The following is a 17993-nucleotide window of genomic DNA, read 5'->3' as shown; positions in this document are numbered from 1 at the left end:
TGCGCCATCGGCGCTGGCGCAGGCCGTCAGAGGAAAGAGATCGCCTGTTATCGTGGGCAAGACGATCGGTCCTTGCCCCCACATTGCAGGAGAAATCTGATGACTGATTTTCAGGCGATCATGGCGGATTTTGCTGTCCGCCAGGCCGAGCGCGCGGCGCAGGCACAAAGTGAAATCCAACGGCTCAAGGCAGCTATCATTGCCCCGCTGCGCAATGCCGAAATTGCCCGCGTAGAAATCCGTTTCGATGGGTGCGGCGACAGCGGTGCGGTCGAAGAATGCGTCTTCTCTGACGCCGGCGGGGCGAGTGTTCCGTGTCCCGAAGTGACGATCGACTGTGCTGGAGAAGGCGACGACCAGAGCCTCAATTCCGCCCTCGAGCAACTGACTTACCTTGCTCTCGAACGCCATCATCCCGGATGGGAAATCAATGATGGTGCTTGCGGCGAACTGGTCATCGACGTGGCTACGCCGAGTTTCGTTCTGGACTGCCAGCTGCGTTACACTGCGACCGACGACCATTCGACTGATCTCTAGGAGAGGTGCGATGGCTCATTGCTACTATCACGCCCTATCGTCAGTCCGGAAATGGGGAGGGGTGGTGGAAGATTACCTGCCGCTCCACCAATGGTTTGACCAGTCGAAGGCGATCTTTGCTGATCCGCGACACCGGGCCCTTCGGCACCATGCCGAAGGCATTTTCATGCTCGAAACGCTGTTCGGGCCTACCATCGTCAACGCCGACAACCGTGTCGTGCCTGTTCGCCTTGTAGGCGAACAGCACGTCCGCGAGGACTTGGGTACGATTCCTTCCTTTGCGGATTGGGGGCGCCTAATCACGCCCCAAGACTGGATGTTGCGGGGGCACCGTCTGGACGAGCCTATACCGCTTGGCACTGTTGAGACTGCTGCTGGCGGTACGTTTTCAGGGGGTCTTTCGTCCGCTTCGGGAGGAGCGTCCGTAGTCGAGATATGAGGTCGCCTTAGAAGGTAGGCGAGGTCAGGGGGTGCATCGCATCCCGATAATACGAAAAGTCATGGCTTGGCCTGTTACAAGGCACTCGGGACCAACCCGGCCTGTAAGCAAACCTTTCCTGAAGCATCCCCGTCGAGACGCGCAACCCCGATCAGGTCCGGCCGAGTTGCCGGGCTGCGCCCGGCTGCCCGCACCACCCGAACCAGATCGAGGTTTCCCTTCGGTGCGCTTCGCCGTGGCCGCTTCCTAGTCGGGTTTGCAGCCGGGATGGACCCGGAATGCTCGATCAGGAGAAGACCCATGACCAATCTCGTTATCCTCGTTGGCCGCATCGCCCGCGATCCCGAAACTCGCACCACGCAGGGCGGAACCAGCATTACCTCGATTTCGGTCGTCACCGACCGTCCCGCCCGCAAGGACGGCAAGACCTACAAGGACGAAAACGGCTACACCGCCAAGGACAGCGAATTCCACCGCGTGACCTGCTTCAACGGGCTCGGCCAGAACGTCGCCAAGTACTGCACCAAGGGCCAGCTCGTGACGGTGGAGGGGCGCATCCACTATACGCAGTGGGAAGACCAGGACGGCACCAAGCGCTACGGCTGCGAGATCATCGCCGACAAGGTGGACTTCCTCACCAAGGGCCGAGCGTCGAACAATGAAGGTGCGCCCGACATCGATGAGGACTGAGCGCCTCCCGCAAACGACAAGGCTCCGATGGTTCGCGCCATCGGGGCCTTTTTTGTGTTCTCTGACGTAAGCGGCGGGGCGGGGCATCGAGCCCACACCCCGCCGCGGTTGAAGTGTCAGGTGGGGGAGAGCCTCTTGAGGGCATCGTCGATCCCGATGGTGAGCGATGCGCGGATGAGCTGCTTCAGTTGCGCAGGTTCGATAGTCTCGGCTCCGCATTCGAGAAGAACCTTGCCCAGTTCGCCTGCCGCTTCCTCGCGGAGCCTGGCCTCCTGTGCATCGAGTTCTTCGCGCTGCTCGCGCAGCTTCTTGAGCGCATTCCGCGCGTTCGGTTTGGACCTGGCCATGAGTTTGTCCTTTCGCTGGCCGTTGGTCCCCTCCACGTGCGACAGTGCCAACATGGGGCGATGTAGGAAAACGGTTTTTGCCGCGATGCCAGTGCTTTTCACGCTGACGTTGGAGAGGTCTCTCTCGCAGAAAGGCCAAGTGTGATGCGGGCTTTGGGGCCGCGTCAAGGACGACGGGGCCCCACCATTTTTACCGGGCAAGCCCGGCAAAAATCGTTTCCCCCATCGCCGCTTCGCGGCCGCGCTATGCGCGGTCCCTGACCCGGCCCGTCACCCACATCTTCGCAGCTCCTGATGCGACGCATCGAACATCAGGAGGAAAGATCATGTACGCTTCACTGAATATCGCGCAGGGTTCATTCCGGGCAGATCAGGCAGCTTTGGTTGCCGCACTCGACAAGGCTCATGCCCGGTCCCTTCACAGCTACTTCACCCAATACGTCCTGACCGATGGTGAGGCAGGTTACATCGCGGTCGATGAGGGCGATTACGGCGCACTGCCCAAGGCCATGCTGGACCGGGTCATCGACACAGTGCCCGGAAAGCTGTGCGATGAATTCTGAGGCTACACACAAGGAGGAAGTCCGTCAGGGCTTCCTCCTTTCTTTTTGCTCGAGTCCCGTAATGTCGCTCCCATAGGTATCGCGCGAGCATTCCCTGCAACATCAGTCCTCGGCGGTAGACGCATCCAATTCCTCCAGCCGATCGGGCATGTCGAGTACCTTCATGGCCGCTGCTGAAATGGCTTCGGCTTTCGTCGGAAAGGCTTCCGCCGAACTGATCGATATGCCGTCGGAATAGGTCACGGTCGCCTGGAAACCATTACCTTTGGGTGTCGCGCTCAGTGTTACGTCCGCCATAGCCATGCTCCCGGTGGGATGCCCGCGACACCATTCTTCCGGCCGGCGGACTCGATCGATCTTTAACACAATCGGCAATCGAGCGGCATCGTCTTCATCCCTAGGTCTTGGGATTTCAAAACCGTCGATCCCGTGCAGGTCATGACACTGGGATCTACCCTCTAAGCTGGGGACAGAGGTGCACACCGTACGCGACAAATCGCAAGCGGGAAGCAGTAAAAAAGAGCGTAAAGACAGAGTGTTGATGGATTCTTGCAAAAATGGCAGCTTCTCAATCAGAAATGAATGGTCGCCAATTCGCCAATCGCATTTGATTGAAGGCAGCCAGGAATGGCGCATTCCTGCGCATTCCAAGTGTTCTTGACATGTTCTCGCTTTTGATTTAGACAATAACCGCCTTTCGCAGTGCGTTCCGGGCTCCTGACCACAAGGAGTCCGTGCATGACACGGCCAAAATCTCTCCAGGTACACGTCACCGTCGAGCTCGCCGAGCGGGTTCGTGCTGCAGCAAAGCGGCGCGATATCAGCGTCAGCGAATGGATCCGGTCGCTGCTTTCGCAGGCATGCGAAAACGATGATCTTGCATCAAAGCTCGAAACATCTGTGGACCGCGTCAGCCGTCAATCGGTGTTCACAATGGTCGGCGTCGATGCCCTTCTTGCAGGGCATGCCGATCACGGTCTGCGCGAGCGAGCCCATCAGGCCTACGCGCGCAAATGCAAGGAACTGGGGCTCACCGCAAATGCCGGCGAGGGAGGTTCCGATGAAGCGTAACCTCGTCAACTTCACGCGCGGAAGTCAGCTGCTCGGACACTTCAGCTTCATGTTTGCAGCAGGTCTCAAGGGGCCGCTAATCATCGCCGCCATCGGCATTTCCTGGACTAGCTGGTGGACCATTTCGGCAGGGCTGAGCGATCACGAAGCCTACCTCGTCTGGATGCGAATTTATGCTGCCATCTACGGCTTCATGGAGTTCGATCCGGCCAAACAGGTCGCACTCGAAACGGGGTTTGGAGGAACCGTCCAGCTCCCCATCATCATGCTCGATGCCTATCCGCCGGTGATCAATGCCTGGGATCATATGCTCGACTTGCTGGGCGATGCTCTGGTGCGTTCGGCCTTGCTTCTCGTGCCGGCGTTCGTGCTGTTCTACTGGTTCGCAGCGCGCTTCGGCAGCCGTTCAAAAGAGCGCAAACATGAGCGCGGGGCCATGCTCGTTACCCTACCGGAACTGGTCGATGAACTGCGCGGGCACAACCAGCGCGAGCGCGCCCGTGAGCTCTCGAGCTCTATGGGTTGGAAATGGCATCTGTGTTCGCCCAAGGAACTGTCCTCGGCATTTCCCTACCGACCCTCGCATCTTGCAACGGTTGTCTATCCCTGGCGGCTCGAACAGAGCCACGCCATGCTCATCGGGACCACCGGCATGGGCAAGACAGTAGCCATGTCGGACATGATTGCCGAAGCGCGCGCCAAGGGACAGCGCTGCGTCGTATTCGACCTGACCGGCGCTTTCATCGAACACTTCTACCAGGCCGACCGGGACATCATTCTGAACCCGCTCGACGCGCGCTGTCCGCAATGGAGCCTCTTCGACGAATGCCGCACCGAAGGTGAATTCTGGGCGGCAGCGGAAGCCCTCGTGCCCCATGACGGGGGCGGGGAGGCGCAGTTCTGGGTCATCGCGGCGCGTGCCTTGTTCGTCGAGTTCTGCCTCAAGCTGGTGGCCGAAGGGCGGGGCACCAATGCTGCGCTTGCCCGCGAACTGATGACCGCTGATCTCTCGCGGGTCCACGCCATGATGCGAGGCACGATCGCCGATCCCCTTACTGCTCCTGAAGCCGCGCGCATGGCGGAATCGATCCGGGCAGTGTTCAACGTGAACGCCAAGGCGCTGAAGCTCCTGCCCACTTCCGGGCGCCGCTTTTCGATCCGTGACTGGATCGAAGAGTGCACCCATGATGACGAAGGTGCTCACGCCAGAAAAAGTGGCTCGATGGTCTTCATCTCCGCGCGCTACGTCGACATGAGCGTGTGCGCGCAGCTCCTCACGCTGTGGCTCGATACGGCGATGAACACGCTGATGACGATGCCCCGCACCAAGGATCTCAAATGCTGGTTCTTCATCGACGAGCTGGGCGCGCTTCATCGCCTGCCAGCGCTCGAAAAAGGCCTGCAGACGGCGCGTAATTTTGGCGGCGCGATCGTCACCGGCATCCACGCCTACGCCAAGCTCAAAGAGGTCTATGGCGAGAACATGGCGATGACGCTTGCATCGCTTGCCCGGACCAAACTGATCCTCGGCACAGCAGATCGCGAGACTGCTACCTGGTGCTCCGACTTCATCGGTCACCGCCAGGTTCGCGACATGGAAGAGGGCTACACCTATGGCTACAACAATGCTCGAGACGCCGTCAGCCTGACGCCGCGCAAGCATATCGAGCCTTTGCTGCTGCCCGACCAGTTGATGAACCTGCCGCGCCTGTCAGGCTTCATCAAATTCCCGGATGGCTTTCCTGCAGCGCCGGTCCGTTTGAAGCCGATAGACCGGGAAAGAATCGCACATGTCTTCGTCGGTCGGGCCAAGGATCGAGAGCCAATCCGGAAAGCCGAAGGCGAAACTGGGGGCGGCCAGACGTCTGCTAATCCGCCAACAAACCAGAGCGAACATCCTTCGTCGAACGATGACGGGGCAGGCAAGCCTGTCGTCCCAAAGCAAGGTACTCTTCCGCTTGAGCCGGTAGTCGAGGCGGATGCCAAGCGATCACGCCAGCAGGCGGCGAAACAGGACGAAAAGGACATTCCCGACGACCTCAGGAAGCCGTCAGGTAAGTCCGGTCATCCGGGAAAATCGTCGCCCGAAGAGCGGACGGCAACGCCGCGTAGCTCCCGTCCATTGCTGCCCACGAATGCGACGCTCCGCGAAGGCGATCATCCCGATGAGAAGAATCCATCGAAAAGCGTGAAGGAGGGACGCCGAAGCGACTTGCCGCGGGCCAATCCACCCTCGGATAAGCCGCAAGCCGTCGATCGGATAGCCCAGCGCCAGCGAGAGGCAGAAGCCCGCAAGCTCATGCTCGAAGACGGCGTTCCCGAGCAGGATCAGCCTTCGCAGGAGGGTCCCGGCCTCGGCGATTTTGAACTGTGACGCACGAGGCAGACGCCGCCCGGCGGAGTGAGACCTGATGCTCTCTGTAGCCAATGTCCGTACTGCTGGCGGCGCTGCCAATTACTTTGCCGCCGACAATTACTATACCCGCGCCGATGCCGAGAGGTCGGGTCAATGGCTTGGCAAAGGCGCGGAGACGCTTGGATTGCGAGGCGTTATCGAGGCCTCGCAGTTCGAGGCCGTGCTCAAGGGCATGCTGCCCGATGGCAGCCGTGTCGGGAGCGATAACAGGGCGCATCGCGCCGGCACCGACCTCACTTTCTCGATGCCCAAGAGCTGGTCCATCCTTGCCCTCGTCGGCGGCGACAGACGTATCCTCGATGCCTACGGCGCGGCCGTCCGCGAGACGCTGGCCTGGGCCGAGAAGAATCTCGCCGAAACCCGCATGGAAGTCCGCGGCAAGGAACGGGTGGTCGCGACGCGCAATCTCGTGATCGGGCTTTTCCAGCACGATACAAACCGTAATCAGGAGCCAAACGCGCACTTTCACGCCGTGGTTGCCAATGTCACCCAGGGACCCGATGGCAAATGGCGAGCGCTGAGGAATGACAAGATCTGGGAGCACAATACGCTGCTCAATGCCATGACCATGGCGCGCTTCCGTTTGGCCGTAGAAAAGCTCGGCTACCAGGTTGGCGAATTCGGTAAGCATGGCAATTTCGAAGCGGTGGGCGTCCCAAAACCCGTTCGTGACGCCTTCAGTTCGCGCCGCGCCGAGATCCTTGACAGGCTTTCGACGATGGAAGGCAAGGGCCTCGCGGCGCGCAATGCGGCCAATCTGATGACCCGGGCGGACAAAGGGCCGGTGGCAGACCGCCAGGCTCTCGTGAACCAATGGCGCGAGGCAGCAGCACAGTTGGGCTTTGATCCGAGGCTTGTCATTGCACAGGCCAATGCACGGGCCGCCACCGACATTGGCTCCGTCTCCGGAATTGGAAATTCGGTCCGATCGATCGGTCAGCGGGCGCGCCTTTTGGCTGCGACCTTCGCGGAGCGTCTGGGGCTACGTCAGGGCGACCCGCTTGTGCCCCGCGACATGGGGCGCAGGACGCCCGAGCAGATCGCGGCGGTTCATGCGGTTGCATCGGCAATCCGGCATTTGGGCGAGCGCGAGGCGGCGTTCTCGCGGACCGAAATATATCGCTCAGCGCTAGGCTTCGCCTTGCCCACTACTCTTGCCGATATCGAACATCGCGTCGACCAGTTGCTGCGCCAGGGCTACCTGCAAAAAGGCAAGGGTGCAGATCGGCATCTTGTCACAACCCGCCATGCGATCGGGCTCGAGCAGCGCATCATCGCCGCCGTCGAAACCGGACGTGGCCATGGGGCTGCCGTGGTCGAAGCTGATGTGGCCGGAGAGCGGCTACAGGCGCTCTCTCAGCTCAAATATGGCCTGACCTTGAACCCTGGCCAGGAAGGGGCAGGGCGCCTGCTTCTCGCCTCGCACAACCGGATTGTCGCCATTCAGGGTGTGGCGGGCGCCGGCAAGAGTACCGTCCTCAAACCTGTGGCGGACATCTTGCGCGAGGAAGGCAGGTCCGTGCTCGGACTAGCAGTCCAGAACACGCTCGTGCAGATGCTTGAACGTGACACCGGCATTCCCTCGATGACGGTCGCGCGCTTTCTACGCCAACATCAGGGCCTTCTGGAAGGAGCAGACCAGACGAGGCTTGCTGAAGCTCGCGCGTCTCTGCGCGGCACCACGGTGCTACTCGACGAAGCCTCGATGGTCGGCAATGCCGACAAGGAAAAGCTGGTGCGCCTCGCCAACCTGCTTCAGCTCGACCGCTTCGCCAGCATAGGGGACAGGAAGCAATTGGGCGCTGTCGATGCGGGCAAACCCTTCGACGTCATGCAGAAGGCAGGCGTCGAAACGGCCACCATGAACACCAATCTCCGGGCCCGCGATAAGGCGCTGCGCGACGCTCAATATGCAGCGCAGGGCGGAAATATCGACGAGGCCTTACGACATCTTGGCCCGCATGTCGTCGCGTCGGGAAATACAGCTTCCGTCGACGCCGCGGCGGCCTGGCTATCGCTTTCACCTGCTGAGCGTGAGGTGACCGCGATCTATGCGTCGGGTCGCAATTTGCGCGGACAGGTGAATGAAGCCGTCCAGACTGGGCTCAAGGCCAATGGCGAATTGGGACCGGGTTCTTTGGGTCTCACAGTGCTGTCGCGCGTCAACCTGACGCGTGAGGAAATGCGCTATGCGCGCAGCTATGCGGCCGGCATGGTGCTCGAAGTCGACCGCCGGCAAAGGGGGCAGGGCCTTCAGAGAGGGCGCTATGAGGTGATCGCGACCGATCCCTCCCGCGAACGCGTGATGCTGCAGAACGAGCGGGGCAAGCGCTTTGAATTCCGGCCGGGCCAGATGCGACCGCAGGGTGAGCAGGATCCGCTGCGTCTGTTTGAGGTTCGCCCACTAGAAATCCACGATAGTGACCGCATTCGCTGGACGGCGACCGATCACAAGCGCGGCCTGCTCAACGCCGATCAGGCGCGCATAGTGGCGGTTGATCCGAAGGGTGTCACAGTGAAAACGTCGCTTGGCGCCGAACACCTGCTGGGGCTGGGCGACCCCATGCTCGAGCGTCTTGATCTCGCCTACGCGCTCAATGCGCACATGGCGCAGGGTCTGACCTCCGACCGCGGGATCGCCGTCATGGATAGCCGCGAACGCAATCTTGCCAATCAGCAGACATTTCTCGTGACGATAACCCGCCTGCGCGATGGTCTGATCCTGTTTGTCGACAATGCGGGCAAGCTCGAAGCAGCTGTTGAGCGCAATCCGGGAATGAAGCGCTCGGCACTCGAAACGGTCAATCAGCTGCGCGATGCGGCAGCATCGGGCCAGGCTAAGGGCAAGGCGTCTGATCGTTCGCAAGAACCGGCTCGCGACCCGCCCGAGCTCGATCGCTCGATCACCAAGCCCTTCGAAATCGGGATCTGACGCAACGTCTATCCGCATGGGTTCATATGGCACCAGTTGACTGTTAGTTCTGTTTTTGTTCTCATGGCGACCATGTCCCGAATCGCCGATGAAATCCTGTTCACGCATATCGAAGTCGCGATTGCCATCGCGTCCGAAGCAACGCTTGTCGGGCTCGGCGCTGACGACCCGCGAACCCAGCGCAATGCTCGTGTCGATCTCGCGCGCCATCTGGTCGAGCGGATGCAGGGTTTGGAGATCGAAAGCGAGGGGAATGCCAGCAGGAGCTCTCAGCCCACTCTCTTTCCAGGCGATCTCTCGCCGATGGGCTGACCAGCATTGAGATGTGACTGAGGTAATACGGGCTTATTGTAGGCGCGTCGGGCGATCCTTCCCCATCAGCTCTGCAACGCGTTGGGCGATGGCTTTCCAAGTGGCGATGCCCGCCTCGTCCTGTGCCAGCGCGAGCGTGCCGATCTGCTCGGCGACATGAAGCGGTGCATTCTCACCATGGGTTTTCAGGACCTGGTTGGCACAAGCCCAGAGTTCCCAATCGCTCAACATCAGCCGAGACGTCCAACAAGGCCGAGGAAGAACGCGATCAAACCGTAGCCCACGACGCTGCACGCCAAGAGAAGTTCAATATTGAATTTTGAGCGAGGAGGGCGGGGTTGTCCTGCTGGCCAGATCTGATCGCAGATGAGCTCGTTGAACCCGGCGCGGCGTCCGCAGACTTCCACTTCGCATCCGAGCAACCGGCGTGCTCTACGCCCGGCGTCGAGTTCCCACACGCCGCCTCCCGAATGGAGTTCAAGTCCGAAGGGGCCTTCGGCAAGACGGCCTGTCAGATAGAGTTCCGGGCCTAGCGGCATGCAGGCCCTTTCCAGTAGCGATCCCAGCGCAGCACTGTGCGTGTCTGGATCATCGAGCAGGAGAGATCGGCTCCGTTCGGCAATCGGCACCAGGCAGCCGTCCGGTTACCGCCTGCCGAACCTTCCGACCGGCATGTCAATCTCGGTCCACGAACCACGGCATGCCCTGTCGAGATGGTCCCTCGATGGCCGCCAAGAAGATCGACGAGCGCGTCGCGCGCTTCGATAGCCGACGCGTCGGGGCAGGGCTGGTTGGTCCGGCATGTTCCGTCCATTTCGCGCGCGGCGATCCCGGCGATGCGGACATGGGGGCCTTCGGCGCACCATATGGGCCCGTCGCCATCCCAGACATTCGTGGGTGTGCAGGTAAAGGTCTGGCCGGCAGCGACGATCGAGGCAGCGAGGAGGGCAAGCATTGGCGAGTTACTTAGCGAAGCGCGCGGCCGAACCAAAGCACGCGGCCGACAATATTGATCGTCCGCTTCTCCAGGCCGCGCCAACTGGGATAGGCCGGATTGTCGCTGAGCACCGAGACCCGTTTGCCTTGCGGTTCGATAGCGACCCGCTTGACACTGAGCATGTCGTCCATGCGCAGCACATAGATCCCGTCGCGCAGTCGTGACTGTCCATCATTGAGATCGACCATGACTTCATCGCCGTCATGCAGCGTTGGCTCCATCGAATCCCCGTGCACGGCGATGATCGAAAGGCTCGTCGCCTTGCTTGCGGTCAGACGGCGTAGCCACTTCTCATCGAACCCGAACTGGGCGCATTTGGATTCCATCTCTGCCAAAGCGCCGTGCCCTGCCGAGGCTTCGACATCGAGAACCGGGACATGGACCAGTTCGACAACCGGGCCGGATCGCCGCTCGGGCGCGCCAAGGATCTTCTCGTCTACTCCGAAGAAGCGGGCGAGCACGGAGCGGTCCTGCTCGTCCAGTTGCCGGGGACTCCCGCGGCGGATGTATTGCTGGATGTATGCCGCGTTGCGTCCGAGAAGGCGGGAAATCGAGGAGTAGTTGCATCCTCGTTGCTGGATCAGATCATCCAAGGCTTTGCGTTCATCTTCCATCGCTGCGGGTCCTATCCCATCCGTCTAGGAAATTCGATCCTAGACTCTAGGAAGCCTTCCTAATAAGAACAGAACAAGAACACAAGCGGAAAGCGAGTCGAAGGCGATGGATCTCCTGGACCAGATCGAGGGCTATCTGGCGCGAAGCGGTACGAAAGCCAGTATGTTTGGTAGGCGGGCCGTCGGGGATCCCCGGTTTGTTCAAGATCTTCGCGAAGGGCGTCGGCCGAGGCGCAAGACGACGCAACGTGTCAGCCGCTACCTCGCAGAAGAGTGCCGAGCTTCATTCGACGACGTTAATGGTAATGGAATGTCCTGATTCAGAGACACATTCTCAGGTGGTCGGGTGATCTAGGACGAATTCGTTCGCTTGACCAAAACTGTTCAATTGAGCTTGAGGCTTGTCGGTCCAGACGACCAGATCGACGCGCTGCAGATCGACCGCAAAAAGTATGTGGAAACGTTGGAAAAGTTCTCGGATTTTCTCCAATTTTCGCTACTACTGGCTCCATTATCTGCGGCGGGATACGTCATGCCAATCGAGATTCTCACGATGCGGGAGGTGGCTGATTTTCTCAAGATCAATGAGAAGACGGCGTACAAACTCACAGCGGCGGGAAAGCTCCCAGGTTTCAAGGTTGGGGGGTCGTGGCGGTTCAAGCGGGCTGATATCGAGAGCTGGATCGAGAAGAGAGTGAATGAGGGGCATGGTGGCAGGGCAGCTTGCGACGACTGATTATCATGCTGCCCTTTTCGCGCATGAGCTAAGCCGTCGCCATTCTACCGCGAATTCTGAGAAGCTCGCGAGCACATTGCTTGATGCGCAGGTCGACTTGAATCCTCATCAAGTCGACGCGGCCCTCTTTGCGTTCAAATCTCCATTTTCCAAAGGCGCGATCCTCGCTGATGAGGTTGGTCTCGGGAAAACCATCGAGGCCGGATTGCTGCTTTCGCAGAAGTGGATCGAGGGAAAGCGGCGTATCGTTGTAATCGGTCCAGCAAACCTCAGGAAACAATGGGCGCAGGAAATCGAGGAAAAGTTCTACCTGCCGACCATGATCCTGGAGGCCAGAAACTACAACAAGATGGTCAAGGAGGGAGTCCGCAATCCGTTCGATCAGAGGGCTATCGTAATCTGCTCGTTTCAGTTTGCGGCACGCCATGCCGAGGAAGTGATGAGTACGCCTTTGGATTTGGCCGTGATCGATGAGGCGCATCGTTTGCGCAATGTCTACCGAACGGACAATCGAATTGGGAAGGCCCTCAAAGAGGCGCTGGCAACCACGCCCAAGGTCTTGCTGACGGCGACGCCGCTTCAGAACTCCCTCATGGAACTCTACGGACTCGTCAGCATCATCGACGATCTCACTTTCGGCGATGTGAAGAGCTTCAGGGCGCAGTACGCTCGACTGAGTGGAGGGCAACAGTTCGACGAACTTAAGGACAGGCTTAGGCCAATCTGTCACCGTACGCTTCGTCGCCAGGTGCTCGAATATATTCGCTACACCAACCGCATCCCGATCACGCAGGAGTTTGTTCCGACCGAGGAGGAGCAAGTCCTCTATGACATGGTATCGGATTATCTGCGGCGGCCATCACTGAATGCACTCCCGAGCAGTCAGCGCGTTCTCATGACGCTCATCATGAGGAAGCTGCTTGCATCATCCACCTTCGCCATCGCTGGCGCGCTCGACAGCTTGGCGCGCAAGCTCGATCGACAACTTCGGGATGATCAGGCGCTGCGAGATACGCCAGAAGATGAGGAAAGCCCCGACGAAATTTCAAGCGACATCGACGGTATCGACGAAGAGATAGAGGAATGGGAGGAAGAAGGCCAAGAGCCCGATCTGCTCTCAGAAGAAGACATCGCCGCGATCGAGGATGAGATCGCCGATCTTCGCAGTTTCCGTGACCTCGCGGTTTCGATCGCAGAAAACGCCAAGGGTCAGGCGCTGCTTCAGGCGCTTGATGCAGGCTTTGCCAAAGCAGAGGAATATGATGCGCCGAAGAAGGCCATCATCTTCACCGAGTCTCGCCGCACGCAAGACTATCTGCTGAAGCTGCTTTCCGAGAACGGCTTTGAGGGAAAGCTCGTCCTCTTCAATGGCTCGAATGCCGATCCGCAGTCGAAGGCGATCTACAATCAGTGGCTCGCGGATAATCGGGACTCCGACCGCATCACAGGCTCGCGGACCGCTGATATGCGCGCAGCCCTTGTGGATCATTTCCGCAGCGACAAGACGCAGATCATGATCGCGACCGAGGCCGCAGCCGAAGGCATCAACCTGCAATTTTGCTCGATTGTCGTAAATTACGATTTGCCCTGGAATCCTCAGAGGATCGAGCAGCGCATCGGTCGCTGCCATCGCTATGGCCAGAAATACGATGTCGTGGTCATCAATTTCCTGAACAAAAACAATGCAGCAGATCAGCGCGTCTACGAGCTGCTCGCCGAAAAATTCCAGCTCTTTTCTGGCGTTTTCGGTGCGAGCGACGAGGTGCTTGGCGCGGTTGAGTCAGGCGTAGAGTTCGAGAAGCGCATTGTTTCGATCTACCAAAATTGCCGAACGCCTGAGGAAATCGAAGGCGCTTTCGAGCGGCTACAGGAGGAAATGAGCACCCAAATCGACGAGACCATGCAGGACACGCGCCGCAAGCTCCTCGAAAATTTCGACGCCGAGGTGCACGATCGGCTCAAGGTCAATCTCGACGAAGCGAAGGAATATGTAAATCGCTACGAGCGCATGCTCTGGCAGCTCAGCAAACACGAATTGAAGCGCCACGCCGATTTTGACGACGCCTATCTGTGCTTTGTACTCAAAAAGCCAGTCGATGGCCTGAACGTGCCGCTAGGCGGTTATCACCTGACAAAAAACGCGCTTGAAGGTCACCGCTACCGCCTTGGCCACCCGCTTGCGAAATTTGCGCTGGATCAGGCTCGTGGGCGCAACCTCAATGGCGCGACCATCACATTCGATTACAGCGCTTGGCCTCAAAAGGCGGCTAGCGTTGAACCGCTACTCGGTGAGCAAGGTGTCCTATCTGTGCGCAAGGTGTCTGTCTCCGGACTGGATGAACAAGACCACCTCATCTTCTGCGGAATATCTGATGCTGGCGTCGCTCTTGAGGAGCAAGCTGCACAGCGCCTTTTCGAGCTGCCCTGCCAGCTTGTGCCGCAAGACCCAATTGTTGTCCCAGGCGCGGTCGATGAGCTCGCTAACCAGCGACAAGCGGACATCGCTGCCCGACTGGAAAGCCAGAAGGCCAAATGGTTCGCGGAGGAAAGCCGGAAGCTGGAAAAGTGGGCGGAAGACAAGGTCGCGGCGGCTGAGAAAGAGCTCGCGGACGTAAAGACGCAGGTGCGCGACTTGAAAAGAGAGATGCGCGGCGCGATCGATCCAAGGGAACAGCACCGCATCCAAACTCAAATTCAGGACCTTGAAAAATCGAAGCGCCGACTGCGGCAGCGGATTTTCGAGGTCGAAGACGAGATTCTCGACAAGCGCGATGACATGATCGCTGACATCGAAAGTCGGCTGGGGCAAGAGACCAGCACGAAGGAAATCTTCACCATCCGCTGGTCGGTGGTTTAACGAAAGGCAGCGCCGCATGGCTAGCGCGGACAAGCAACGCAACCGTCTCATTCAGCTCCTCAAGGAGCTCTTCCAGCTTGACCAGCCAGACTTGGACTTTGGCTTCTATCGCATCATGCACGCGAAGGCCGGGCAGGTGTCCGAGTTCCTTGAAAACGACCTGCTCAAGATCATCCAGAAGGCTTTCGGGGAAGTCGATGAGGGGCGCGTAGCCGAAGCCAAAATTGCCTATGATGCTGCTATCCAGCAAGCGAAGGATTTTGGCGCACCCGATCCGGAAGCGACCGAGCCTGTGAAGAAGGCAAAGGCGGCCCTTGAGGCCGCCAAAGACAGCGGCAGCAACGAGGGTGATGTCTATGACCACCTCTACCGCTTCTTCGAGCGCTATTATGACGGCGGCGATTTCATGTCCCGCCGCTATTTTGCCCGCGAAACCGCAGGCAGGGCCGCGCCCTATGCCGTTCCTTACGATGGCAGAGAGGTCTACCTCCATTGGGCGAACCGCGACCAGTTTTACATCAAGAGCTCGGAATATCTGAGCAACTTCACCTTCGACCCACTGCAGGCACCGGAATTCAAGGCGAAGCACGGCCAGCTCTTCGAGGGCAAGCCCCTCAAGGTTCATTGTCGCATCGTTTCAGCAACCGAAGGCGAGCCCAACAACGTCAAGGCCAACGAGCAGACAGAGCGATACTTCATCATTCACGGGGCGGAGCCCGTGAAACTAGAGGATAGCGATGCTGGTGATCCCGGGCTCGTCATCCAATTCGAATATCGCCCCGATCCCGAAAAGACGGGCCAGGACGCAACTTGGCGCAAAAAGCGCCTTGATGAAGCTTCTGCTCTCATCAAGGCGGCTCTACCCAGATTGGAAGGTGGGGCTGACTATATGACAGCGCTCATGTCTCCCGCTCCGACAGAGAAGGAGAAAGACCGCGCGTTGCTCGACAAATACCTCCTCCAGTATACCAGCCGCAACACAATGGACTATTTCATCCATAAGGATTTGGGCGGCTTCCTGAAACGAGAGCTCGATTTCTATATCAAGAATGAGGTGATGCGCCTTGACGACCTTGAGGCCGCAGACGTCCCCCGCGCCGAAAGCTATCTCGCTAAGGTCAAGGTGCTCAGGAAGATCGCGCAGCATCTGATCGACTTTCTCTCCCAGCTTGAAACTTTTCAAAAGAAACTATGGCTCAAGAAGAAGTTTGTTGTTGAGACTAACTACTGCATTACACTCGATCATCTTCCAGCAGAAATGCATGCCGAAATTGCTGAAAATGATGCTCAACGTGAGGAATGGGTCCGCCTCTTTGCGATCAACGAGCTGGACAATTATTCGGTGCCGCTGAGCACTACATTTCTCAAAGAGAACGATAAGCTCGCCATAGATACTGCGCTATTTACCGAAGAATTTCGCAATCGTGCCGTAGCGGAACTCCAAGACTTGGATAGCACCCTATCAGGATCGCTTCTACATTCTGATAATGCGCAAGCTCTCAGGCTTATAAATCATAAATATTTCTCAAAAATCCGATGCACGTACATTGATCCGCCATATAACACTGGATCAGATGGCTTCGTTTACAAAGATTCATTCAAGGCCTCCTCTTGGACCTCGATGATGCATGAGCGTCTTCTGGCCTTTCATCCGGTCATGGCTGAGAAAGGGGTCATATTTTGTAGCATAAATGAGATTCAGAGAGCTCACCTCGATTGGTGCATGCAAAGCGTTTTTCATCCAGAAAATAGGGTGGAAGAGCTGATATGGGCGCGAGACACCGTGAGTAATAATGCTCCAGCTTACTCTACCAATCATGAGTATATAGAAGTTTTCGCGCGCTCAAAGGCTGCTGTCGAATCTGATAAATCAATGTTCCGTGAGGAGCGGCCAGGCTATGCGGAAGTTACCGAGGCGCTTCTATCCGTTGCTCATGATTATCCCAAAATAGCGGATATCGAGGGTCTAATTAAGCGCGTCTACGCTGAACATCGCGATCAATTTATGGCTGAAGCCTTAGACCAGGGGCTAACAAAGGAAGAGGCGAAGAAGGCGGACCCTTGGAAAGGTCTCTATCCCTACAAATTTGCTGAGTACCGTAATACGCATGGCAGCTTTGTGGATGAAGCTGATGCAAGGGAGCGACAAGCAGACATATGGGTTTTTCGCGAAGTTGAGCCATCGATGCCTTCTGGCAAACAGGCTGCCGACATAAAGGACGAAAAATCGGACAATTTTCGCTTCTACCAGCCAGAACACCCGATCACAAAAAAACCTTGTAAGCCCCCGAAAAGGGGCTGGGCATTCCCTTTTAAATCACACGGAAACCGCCCATCCTTTGAGGCCTATAATGCTGATCATCGAATAGTATTTAAGTCAGATGAGACATCGATTCCGCAATTGAAATATTTCTTGCACGAAGTGAGTTCCGTCGTATCGACATCGGTCATTCGCCAATATTCGGACGGTGAGCCGAAGTTGGAAGCACTGTTTGGCGAAAAAGGCCTGATCGATAATCCTAAGCCGCCCGCCTTAGTCGAAAAGCTCGTTCGCCAAACGACAGATAAAACTTCCTATATCTTGGATTTTTTTGCTGGTTCGGGGACAACTGCCTCAGCAGTCATTGCGGCGAACAGGGAGGACGAAGGGAGCCGAAAATTTTCGTTGATCGAGGTGGGAGGCTACTTCGACACTGTTCTGAAACCACGAACTTTGAAGTCAATGTATAGTGCTGAATGGGACATGGGCAAACCAGTTTTGCGCGACGCGTTGTCGCATGCAATCAGGTATCAGCGCTTGGAATCTTACGAGGATGCCCTGAACAATCTCGCATTGAAGGGATCAGGTGGCGCACCGCAAGGCGATGCGGAATTCAACCGGGACTTCATGCTCCACTACTGGCTGGACTTCGAGACCAAGGGCAGCCCTTCGCTCCTGAACATCGAGCAGTTTGCCGATCCGACAGCTTACAAGCTGAAGGTGAAGAAGCCTGGCACGGACGAATATGTCGAAAAGGCCGTCGATCTCATCGAGACCTTCAACTGGCTGATCGGCCTGCATGTCGAGCACCTTGATCGCTGGCGCGGTTATGGTGCGGTGTTCAAACGCGAGGAAGACCCAGAGCTTCCCGAGGACAGCAACACGCGGCTGATCCTCGATGGGCGGTTGAACGAGAGCGATGACGGCGAATGGCGCTTCCGCAAGATCGAAGGCTACACACTGCGGACGCCTGGCGATCAGTCCGATCGGGAGCGCGCGCTCGTGATCTGGCGCAAGCTCAGCGCCGATCTCGAAAAGGACAATCTGATGCTCGACGAGTGGTTCAAGAAGTACCGTCTCTCGACACAGGATACCGAGTTCGACGTGGTCTATGTGAACGGATCGAACAACCTTCCGAACCTTCGCCAAGCAGAGGAGACCTGGAAAGTCCGCCTGATCGAGGAAGCCTTCCACCAAGCCATGTGGGACGTGGAGGGCTAGG

The 17993-nt window shown here is 58.1% G+C and carries 17 protein-coding genes; 11 read left to right on the top strand and 6 right to left on the bottom strand.

Translation table 11 applies throughout. The annotated features are described in order from the left end of the window. The first annotated feature begins 99 nt into the window (after window positions 1-99). The 3 genes from KYK83_RS15355 to KYK83_RS15345 all read left to right on the top strand — a co-directional run bounded on the left by KYK83_RS15355 (window position 100) and on the right by KYK83_RS15345 (window position 1666). On the top strand, window positions 100-537 hold the full coding sequence (locus KYK83_RS15355) for a DUF6878 family protein (protein ID WP_136174293.1): 438 nt from the start codon (window positions 100-102) through the stop codon (window positions 535-537). Between the two features lie 10 nt (window positions 538-547). After that, the gene (locus KYK83_RS15350) at window positions 548-976 is read left to right on the top strand and encodes a DUF6915 family protein (RefSeq protein ID WP_222828925.1); all 429 of its coding nucleotides are present in this window, start codon (window positions 548-550) and stop codon (window positions 974-976) included. 300 nt (window positions 977-1276) lie between these two features. Further along, window positions 1277-1666: a single-stranded DNA-binding protein gene (locus KYK83_RS15345; RefSeq protein ID WP_054529553.1), complete on the top strand. Its 390-nt coding sequence runs from the start codon at window positions 1277-1279 to the stop codon at window positions 1664-1666. A 116-nt stretch (window positions 1667-1782) separates the two neighbouring features. Here KYK83_RS15345 and KYK83_RS15340 read toward each other — a convergent pair whose 3' ends face one another. Then, window positions 1783-2013 carry a DUF6437 family protein gene (locus tag KYK83_RS15340; protein WP_248284517.1) on the bottom strand — a complete coding sequence of 77 codons (231 nt, stop codon included), beginning with the start codon at window positions 2011-2013 and terminating at the stop codon, window positions 1783-1785. 326 nt (window positions 2014-2339) lie between these two features. On the opposite strand from KYK83_RS15340, the gene KYK83_RS15335 reads away from it, so the two are divergent. Further along, entirely contained in the window at window positions 2340-2576 is a 237-nt protein-coding gene (locus tag KYK83_RS15335) for a hypothetical protein (RefSeq protein ID WP_222828924.1), read from the top strand. 102 nt (window positions 2577-2678) lie between these two features. On the opposite strand, the gene KYK83_RS15330 is transcribed toward KYK83_RS15335, so the two are convergent. After that, on the bottom strand, window positions 2679-2873 hold the full coding sequence (locus tag KYK83_RS15330; protein ID WP_222828923.1) for a hypothetical protein: 195 nt from the start codon (window positions 2871-2873) through the stop codon (window positions 2679-2681). A gap of 441 nt (window positions 2874-3314) precedes the next feature. Here KYK83_RS15330 and KYK83_RS15325 point away from each other — a divergent pair, with 441 nt between their 5' ends. The 4 genes from KYK83_RS15325 (at window position 3315) to KYK83_RS15310 (ending at window position 9307) form a co-directional block, all read left to right on the top strand. After that, on the top strand, window positions 3315-3647 hold the full coding sequence (locus tag KYK83_RS15325; protein WP_007011054.1) for a ribbon-helix-helix protein, CopG family: 333 nt from the start codon (window positions 3315-3317) through the stop codon (window positions 3645-3647). Beyond that, window positions 3637-6021, top strand: a complete 2385-nt coding sequence (locus tag KYK83_RS15320; protein ID WP_222828922.1) for a type IV secretion system DNA-binding domain-containing protein — start codon at window positions 3637-3639, stop codon at window positions 6019-6021. Before KYK83_RS15325 ends, KYK83_RS15320 begins: the two co-directional genes overlap by 11 nt. Window positions 6022-6058: 37 nt before the next feature. Then, on the top strand, window positions 6059-8995 hold the full coding sequence (gene mobF, locus KYK83_RS15315; RefSeq protein ID WP_222828921.1) for a MobF family relaxase: 2937 nt from the start codon (window positions 6059-6061) through the stop codon (window positions 8993-8995). Between the two features lie 72 nt (window positions 8996-9067). Beyond that, entirely contained in the window at window positions 9068-9307 is a 240-nt protein-coding gene (locus KYK83_RS15310) for a hypothetical protein (protein ID WP_222828920.1), read from the top strand. Between the two features lie 33 nt (window positions 9308-9340). Here KYK83_RS15310 and KYK83_RS15305 read toward each other — a convergent pair whose 3' ends face one another. Genes KYK83_RS15305 through KYK83_RS15290 form a run of 4 tightly spaced genes read right to left on the bottom strand, consistent with a single transcriptional unit; the run spans window position 9341 to window position 10918 of the window. Continuing rightward, on the bottom strand, window positions 9341-9538 hold the full coding sequence (locus tag KYK83_RS15305; RefSeq protein WP_222828919.1) for a DUF6961 family protein: 198 nt from the start codon (window positions 9536-9538) through the stop codon (window positions 9341-9343). Continuing rightward, on the bottom strand, window positions 9538-9846 hold the full coding sequence (locus tag KYK83_RS15300; RefSeq protein WP_222828918.1) for a DUF5818 domain-containing protein: 309 nt from the start codon (window positions 9844-9846) through the stop codon (window positions 9538-9540). Before KYK83_RS15300 ends, KYK83_RS15305 begins: the two co-directional genes overlap by 1 nt. Beyond that, window positions 9837-10262, bottom strand: coding sequence for a thermonuclease family protein (locus KYK83_RS15295; protein WP_222828917.1), 426 nt, complete (start codon window positions 10260-10262; stop codon window positions 9837-9839). Before KYK83_RS15295 ends, KYK83_RS15300 begins: the two co-directional genes overlap by 10 nt. Before the next feature lie 11 nt (window positions 10263-10273). Beyond that, the gene (locus KYK83_RS15290; RefSeq protein WP_222828916.1) at window positions 10274-10918 is read right to left on the bottom strand and encodes a S24 family peptidase; all 645 of its coding nucleotides are present in this window, start codon (window positions 10916-10918) and stop codon (window positions 10274-10276) included. Window positions 10919-11288: 370 nt separating this feature from the next. Between KYK83_RS15290 and KYK83_RS17310 the strand changes: the two genes are divergently transcribed. Genes KYK83_RS17310 through KYK83_RS15275 form a run of 3 tightly spaced genes read left to right on the top strand, consistent with a single transcriptional unit; the run spans window position 11289 to window position 17992 of the window. Then, a complete protein-coding gene (locus tag KYK83_RS17310; protein WP_248284516.1) occupies window positions 11289-11654 on the top strand; it encodes a helix-turn-helix domain-containing protein in 366 nt (121 codons plus the stop codon). Further along, the gene (locus tag KYK83_RS15280; RefSeq protein ID WP_222828915.1) at window positions 11626-14511 is read left to right on the top strand and encodes an SNF2-related protein; all 2886 of its coding nucleotides are present in this window, start codon (window positions 11626-11628) and stop codon (window positions 14509-14511) included. The genes KYK83_RS17310 and KYK83_RS15280 overlap by 29 nt, the downstream gene beginning before the upstream one ends. A gap of 16 nt (window positions 14512-14527) precedes the next feature. Then, window positions 14528-17992 carry a site-specific DNA-methyltransferase gene (locus KYK83_RS15275; protein WP_222828914.1) on the top strand — a complete coding sequence of 1155 codons (3465 nt, stop codon included), beginning with the start codon at window positions 14528-14530 and terminating at the stop codon, window positions 17990-17992. Window position 17993 lies beyond the last annotated feature (1 nt).

The organism is Qipengyuania pacifica, from assembly GCF_019857205.1.
Taxonomy (GTDB): Bacteria; Pseudomonadota; Alphaproteobacteria; order Sphingomonadales; family Sphingomonadaceae; genus Qipengyuania; species Qipengyuania pacifica.
This window is presented reverse-complemented; position numbering and strand designations above follow the sequence as displayed.